The sequence below is a fragment of the Streptomyces sp. UH6 genome (genome assembly GCF_013421635.1).
GTDB lineage: Bacteria > Actinomycetota > Actinomycetes > Streptomycetales > Streptomycetaceae > Streptomyces > Streptomyces abyssomicinicus.
This window is the reverse complement of record NZ_JACADT010000300.1, coordinates 1-6,016: the sequence shown is the minus strand read 5'-3', so window position 1 is coordinate 6,016 and position 6,016 is coordinate 1. Positions and strand designations below refer to the sequence as shown.

Below are 6,016 nucleotides of genomic sequence, written 5' to 3'. Positions count from 1 at the left end.
GGAGCGGTGGCGCCCGGTGGTCAGGCGATGCGGGCGTCCGCGTCCCGGGAGCCTGCCGCGTCCGTCGCCTCCGCGCCGGAGTGCCGGCAGCCCGCCGTGGTGAAGCGCAGCGCACCGTCGTCGATCGGGGCGCTCCGGAGCATGGCGCGGTCGCGGTAGTAGTGGTTCCACAACCGCCACGGGGCACGGGTGCCCTGCCGCGGCATGACCTCGTCGGCGCGGGTGATGTAGCCGGAGGTCAGCGCCTCGCCCATGACGGAGAACGGTGAACGGTCGCCGTCGGAGGCCACCGGGGTCGCGATGTCGTGCCCGTGGCGGCGCATGTGCGCCAGCAGGCGGGCGGTCCAGGCGGCGGCGAGGTCCGCCTTCAGCGTCCAGGAGGCGTTGGTGTACCCGATGACGAGGGACATGTTCGGCACCCCCTCGAGCATGACGGCCTTGTAGAGCACGCGGTTCCTGACGTCCACCGGGCGGCCGTCGACGGTCACCTCCATGCCGCCCATGAGGCGGACGTTCAGGCCCGTCGCGGTGACGACGATGTCGGCCTTGAGTTCCTCGCCGGACTTCAGGCGGATGCCCTCGGCGGTGAACGTGTCGATGTGGTCCGTGGCGATGGACGCCTTGCCGCTCCTGAGCGCCTTGAACAGGTCGCTGCCGGGGACGACGCACAGCCGCTGGTCCCAGGGCTTGTACGTGGGGCTGAAGTGACGCATGTCGACGCCCTTGCCGGCCTGGACCCGGACGAGAGAGAGGAGCGTCCTGCGGGCCAGGCGGGGGAACCTGCGGCAGAAGGCGTAACTCCCGCGCTGAAGAGCGATGTTGCGACCCCGGACGATCCTGTACGTCAGCCCCTCGGGGGCGCGCAGCTTCTGCAGGACCGAGGTCAGCGGGTCGACCTCGGGGAGGGTGAGGACGTAGGTGGGCGAGCGTTGCAGCATGGTGACGCTCGCGGCGGTCCCGGCCATCGCGGGCAGCAGGGTGATGGCGGTGGCGCCGGAGCCGATGACGACGACGTGCTTGCCGCCGTGGTCGAGGCCCTCCGGCCACTGCTGGGGGTGGACGAGAGTGCCCCGGTAGTCGGCCTCGCCGGGGAACTCGGGGCGGTACGGCGTGTCGTAGTCGTAGTAGCCGGTCGCACCGACGAGGTAGCCGGCGCTGTACGACTCGCGTTCGCCGGTGCCCTCGTCCACCACCTCGACGCTCCAGCGCCCCGTGTCCCGCGAGAAGTCGGCGCTGACCGCGCGGCGGCCGAAGCGGATGCGGTCCAGGATGCCGCCGTCGGCCGCGGCGTCCTCCACGTACTGCCGGATCCGCCCGCCGTCGGCGAGGATGCGCGCGTCGCGCCAGGGGCGGAAGCCGAACCCGAAGGTGGGCATGTCGGAGTCCGACCGGATCCCGGGGTACCGGAAGAGGTCCCAGGTCCCGCCCACCCGGGCGCGGCGCTCGAGCACGACGAGCGAGCCGCCGGGATCGTCGCGCAGGAGGTGGTGTGCGGCGCTGATGCCGGATATGCCGGCGCCGACGACCAGGACGTCGACGTGCTGCTGCTCCATCGCGGAAGGTCCTCGCTCTCGCTCGTGAGCCCTGGGAAGACAGGGACGGAAGGCGCAACGCCGGTGGAGGCGTCGGCGGTTGATCGGACATGTGGCCGTGCGGCTCCCCTGCACGTGGTACTCGCAATTTACCTGCGACGCCCTGTTTCAGATACCGCCGGTAACGTGACGCGGGTCACATGGTGACCGGTCATCGGTGATCACCCATCAGCCGGTGGAGCTCTACGGCCGGGGGCACCGGCGCGGAAAGCCGTGCCGCCACCTGGCCGGGTCTTGTCCCGGCGGGGACTGCTACGTTGCGGCGGTCCGGTGCGCGGGAGGAGAAGCGGGATGGACGTCCTCGGGGTCGACGCCTGCGGCAAGCAGGGGTGGGTGGGCATCAGGCTCACGGACGGCGCGTACGCGGGCGCCCTGGTCGATCTCCGGCTGGAGAGCCTGGTCGCGCGCGCGGGCGACGTGGACGCCGTCGCGGTCGACATGCCGTTGGGGCTGGTGGAGCGGGGCTGGCGTGCCGCGGACCTCGCGGCCAAGGCGCTGCTGGGGGTGCGGCGCCACAGCCTCTTCCTCGTCGCGCCGAGGACGGCGTGGCAGGAGCAGCACTACACAGCGGCCGCCGACCGCTGCCAGGAGCTCACCGGCAACCGGCTCACCCAGCAGACGTGGGCGCTCAGGCCGAAGCTGCTGGAAGCGCGAGCGTGCTGGCTCGCGGACGGGCGGACGCACGAGGTGCACCCCGAACTGTCCTTCCGCGCGCTGGCCGACGGGGTGCCGCCGGCGTACGCCAAGAAGACCTGGCGCGGCCAGAACCTGCGGCGCGCCCTGCTCGCCGAGGCCGGGATCGTGCTGCCGGACGAGATCGGCGAGGCGGACCGCGTCCCCGTCGACGACGTGCTCGACGCCGCGGCGGCGGCGTGGTCGGCGCACCGGATCGCGCTCGGTACGGCGAAGCGGCTGCCCGAGACCCCCGAACGGGACGCGGAGGGGCGACCCGTGGAGATCAGGTACTGACGGGTGCCGCCCGCGGCACGGGCCGGCCGGGCGGCCGCATCCCGCCGTCCACCCTCGAAGCGCGGGCGGACGGCGGGTTGGTCACATCGGCCGGCTCAGCCTCCGCAGCCGCTGACCGAGATGGAGGACACCGCGTTGTCGTACAGGAACAGAAGTTCCTGCTTCTGGCCGGCCGGGATGCTGAAGTAGTAGCCGTGGTGGTCGATGTCGGTCCAGATGCAGACCTGATCGTTGGTGAGGTTCCACACCGAGCTGGCCCGGTCGTTCCACGCCCAGCCGATGTTGAGGATGTCCGCCGGTTCGAGCGCAAGCACGTCCCCGGTGTTGTTGTGGCCGTCGAAGAGGTAGATCTTCCCCCCGATGAAGCCGTCCTTGGGGTCGGCGGCCGACGCGGTCCCCGGCGCCGCCAGTACGAGGGTGGAGGCGATGGCCGCCGCCACCGTCGCGGCCTTGACTGTCAGTCTCATGAGGGTCCTTTCCCCGTGGTGCCCGTGAAAGCGCGGTCGTCTTCGCCGCTTTCAGCGTTCGTTTCTTGAAGGCATTCGGTCGTAGGACGGTCCCCGCGCACAGGTGGTTCGCGGAGATGAGGATGGTCACAATCTTCCGAAAGGGAGGGAGCCGTGGCCTTCTCGCGGTCAACCCGATCGTTTCGGAACGGCAGCGGAATCGCGTCGGCCGGCCACCCGGACCGGCGGGAAGTCCCTGTCGGGGACGGCGCGGAGCCTGAGGGTCGTCCCGTTGACCGGGCGCTCGGCGGGACGCCTGTGCCGGTTGGTAGGTTGTCCGCATTTAGGCTGCCTGGATGGCCAGGGGCCGCAGACCCCATGGAGGCCGGGCGGTGCGGTTCGTCTGCCGGAACTTCGGACTGTCGGACATGCCGCGGCGTGGTCTCACCCCGCAGGAGGCGCCCCTGGAAGTTCTGCTCCTGGATATCGAGGCAGAGCTGTCCATGTGGGAGCAGGGACAGATGGTGTGATCGCAGGAGGCGTTCCCCGTGACCGAGCTGGCGTACCACCTGGCGCTCTGGCTCCGGAGCCCGGCTGCCGGCCACGAGGACTTCGAGCTCGAATCGATGCAGGCGGAGGAAGGGCTGATCCGTATCGTGAGCTCCGAGGAGGGCTGGCAGGTGGGCTCCATCTTCACACCGGACTTCTGGACCTCACCCGTCGCCTGGGACGTCCTCGTGGCGGAGATCAAGCAGTTCGATCACTCCGTGCGTGAGGGCGTTGCCGCGATGGGTGTTGACCCCGCCTTCATCCCGGAGCCCTGACGTTTCCGGCCTGGCGGGCCAGGTGGAATGATCACGAGGCCGCTCACGTGCGTCACGCCATGAGGCTCTTCACTCCGCAGGCTTCCGTCAGCTCTGGGTGGCTTGGTTGCCGGTCGCTATCCTGATGGTCCTCTACTGCAGCGGCCACCGGGACGGCGTCAGTGAACAAGCTCCCCGTGCAGAACGGTGGCGAGGACTTCCTCTGCCTCTTCATCGAACCGTCCTGTGACGTCTTCTGGTTGAAGCCCGGTGACGAGTTCACCGTTGTGCCAGCTGATGAGGTGTCGGATCCCCAATTCACGGTGGTTGTGGTCAAGCACCGTCTGGTCGTCTGGATCTTCGAAAGCGGCGATCCCGCGCAAGTGATCGTCGACTACACGGTCCTTGATAGCAACGGAACTGAGCTGCCGGAGGGCTATCAGTGGCCTGCTGGCCGAAGCCCATACTGATGCCCGACCAACAGATCTCAAACACGGTCGCGGACACGGCCTAGCCGCGCATGGCGGATCTGGTCGAGCGGTTGGCGCCGGACGAGTTGTGGTTGCTGGTTCTCCTCGGTCAGGATGCGGCCATGGACCAGCCCGCCACCATCTCCTGGAAGTACGCGGCGGCCTCATCCGCGTTGAAGACCTGCCCATGGTGACGGCCCACCTACTGGCTGCCGGCCACGACTCTCTTCACTGCGTGAGCTGGCCGGCCGTTCCCGGCACCCAGCAGAGATCCGCCAGCTCTTCGGGCACAGCATGGAGGAGCTCGGGATCCAGATGCCGGACTACGAGACCGCTGAACGGCGCCTCCTGCATCACATGGCGACACAGTTGTCCGCCGGTGCCATGTCACCGAAGGAGGCCGCAGGTCGAGTCTGGCAGGGGATCGAGGCGGTGACAGATCCGGAGCGGAAGTTCGTGGCGGCCGTGGGCCTGGAGTACCACCTCGACCACATGTCCGCCGAAGAGGTCCGGGCCTGGGAGAATGCTGTACGCCTCGCCGCAAAGAATCTGTCCGGAACAGCCTTCCCACATGCGCAGTGACCCTGCGACGGCCAATCCACCACTCTCTGGCGGCCAGCCCTCGGTGGCCCCGTAAGGAACGGCGTCCACGGGATGTCCCGCAAATGAACCATGGTCCTCCAGCGGGAGACTCCACGGCCGTCCCCTGCGTAGCGGGACCGCGCCTGCCTTGCGTAGTGCGGTGATGAGCGTGTCCCGTCCCCGAGGGGCCGTGCTGAGCTACGGGATGTCGGGGTACTGAGGACGCTTCCGCTTGAGCTCGGCCAGGTCGCTGAGATCAATGCCCGTGGCCTTGGCGTACTGCCTGGACCAGTCGGCGACGGCCTGCCGGAACAGGTGGTCGGAGTGAGGAGCGACCGGTTCTTCGCCGCGGCTCCGCAACTTGGCGACAGCCGCCCGCTCCAGATCCTGATCACCGCACTGACGAGCCAGAAGGATGGCCTTCGCAAGCCGTCCCGGCTCACTGTTGGCCGGTGTGAACGACCAGACTCCATCCCGATGAACGTGGGTGTCCGCCAGGAGCAGCAGCCCCAGGTCGTGAGAGTCGCGGACGAAGCGCAGGGAGGACGGCCCGTAGTGGGTGACACCGGCGGTGACCTCGGAGGCGAGCGGGGCACTGCCCGTCGGCCAGGGATAGCAGGCAGCGGGAGGGATATCGGTCGGACCCGCGTCGCCGGATGGCGAGGGGTGGTCGATCCGGATGCCCACTCCACCGAAGCCGTCCATCCGGTCACCGGGACCGCTGTAGAGCGTGTGCACCATCCAGCCGAACAGCGACCGGTCGTAACGGTCCTTCCAGATCGACAGCGTGGTGCGGAGGCTTCCCCGGACGAACTCCAGCCCGCCGCCATCGATGCTGGTAGGAGCCATCTCGAGCAGCTCGACAAACTGCTCGGCCACCCTTCGTACCGTCCACGGTCGCGCCACGAAGGCATGGTAGGCGCTGTCCCACGACGCGCTGACCGACCGGAACACCGGCGTTCCTGCCGGACTGCCCGCAACCCGAAGACCGACTACAGGACAGCCCGTAGGGTGCCGCCATGCGACCCGATGGCGGGAGTCACCCGCGTACGACCGTCGGCGAAGGGATCACCCGGCACCGGTGGGCCCGTGTGCCACGCGGCCGCCGCGCCATCGCCGTGGGCACGGCGCTGGCGGTGGCGGTGGGAGCCGCC

General features: G+C 69.2%; 9 protein-coding genes and 1 pseudogene. 6 read left to right on the top strand and 4 right to left on the bottom strand.

The features are described from left to right. Positions 1-20 precede the first annotated feature (20 nt). Entirely contained in the window at positions 21-1,553 is a 1,533-nt protein-coding gene (locus HW445_RS15965; protein WP_180221683.1) for an NAD(P)/FAD-dependent oxidoreductase, read from the bottom strand. Positions 1,554-1,883: 330 nt separating this feature from the next. Between HW445_RS15965 and HW445_RS15960 the strand changes: the two genes are divergently transcribed. Then, positions 1,884-2,561: a DUF429 domain-containing protein gene (locus tag HW445_RS15960; protein ID WP_180221682.1), complete on the top strand. Its 678-nt coding sequence runs from the start codon at positions 1,884-1,886 to the stop codon at positions 2,559-2,561. A gap of 95 nt (positions 2,562-2,656) precedes the next feature. On the opposite strand, the gene HW445_RS15955 is transcribed toward HW445_RS15960, so the two are convergent. Beyond that, positions 2,657-3,028 carry a peptidase inhibitor family I36 protein gene (locus HW445_RS15955; protein ID WP_180221681.1) on the bottom strand — a complete coding sequence of 124 codons (372 nt, stop codon included), beginning with the start codon at positions 3,026-3,028 and terminating at the stop codon, positions 2,657-2,659. 371 nt (positions 3,029-3,399) lie between these two features. On the opposite strand from HW445_RS15955, the gene HW445_RS33565 reads away from it, so the two are divergent. The 5 genes from HW445_RS33565 (at position 3,400) to HW445_RS15935 (ending at position 4,862) form a co-directional block, all read left to right on the top strand. Continuing rightward, positions 3,400-3,537 (top strand): hypothetical protein, encoded by a 138-nt coding sequence (locus HW445_RS33565; protein ID WP_257231095.1) that lies wholly within the window; start codon positions 3,400-3,402, stop codon positions 3,535-3,537. A gap of 18 nt (positions 3,538-3,555) precedes the next feature. Then, on the top strand, positions 3,556-3,831 hold the full coding sequence (locus tag HW445_RS15950; protein WP_257231094.1) for a hypothetical protein: 276 nt from the start codon (positions 3,556-3,558) through the stop codon (positions 3,829-3,831). A 161-nt stretch (positions 3,832-3,992) separates the two neighbouring features. Beyond that, positions 3,993-4,280 (top strand): hypothetical protein, encoded by a 288-nt coding sequence (locus tag HW445_RS15945; RefSeq protein WP_180221680.1) that lies wholly within the window; start codon positions 3,993-3,995, stop codon positions 4,278-4,280. Positions 4,281-4,330: 50 nt separating this feature from the next. Next, entirely contained in the window at positions 4,331-4,474 is a 144-nt protein-coding gene (locus HW445_RS15940) for a hypothetical protein (protein WP_180221679.1), read from the top strand. 121 nt (positions 4,475-4,595) lie between these two features. Beyond that, the gene (locus tag HW445_RS15935; RefSeq protein ID WP_180221678.1) at positions 4,596-4,862 is read left to right on the top strand and encodes a hypothetical protein; all 267 of its coding nucleotides are present in this window, start codon (positions 4,596-4,598) and stop codon (positions 4,860-4,862) included. Between the two features lie 93 nt (positions 4,863-4,955). Here HW445_RS15935 and HW445_RS34425 read toward each other — a convergent pair. Together HW445_RS34425 and HW445_RS15930 are read right to left on the bottom strand one after the other, a co-directional pair. Continuing rightward, positions 4,956-5,051, bottom strand: a pseudogene (locus tag HW445_RS34425) (IS5/IS1182 family transposase); the annotation flags it as partial. Positions 5,052-5,060: 9 nt separating this feature from the next. Then, entirely contained in the window at positions 5,061-5,741 is a 681-nt protein-coding gene (locus tag HW445_RS15930) for a hypothetical protein (protein WP_180221677.1), read from the bottom strand. Between the last annotated feature and the right edge of the window lie 275 nt (positions 5,742-6,016).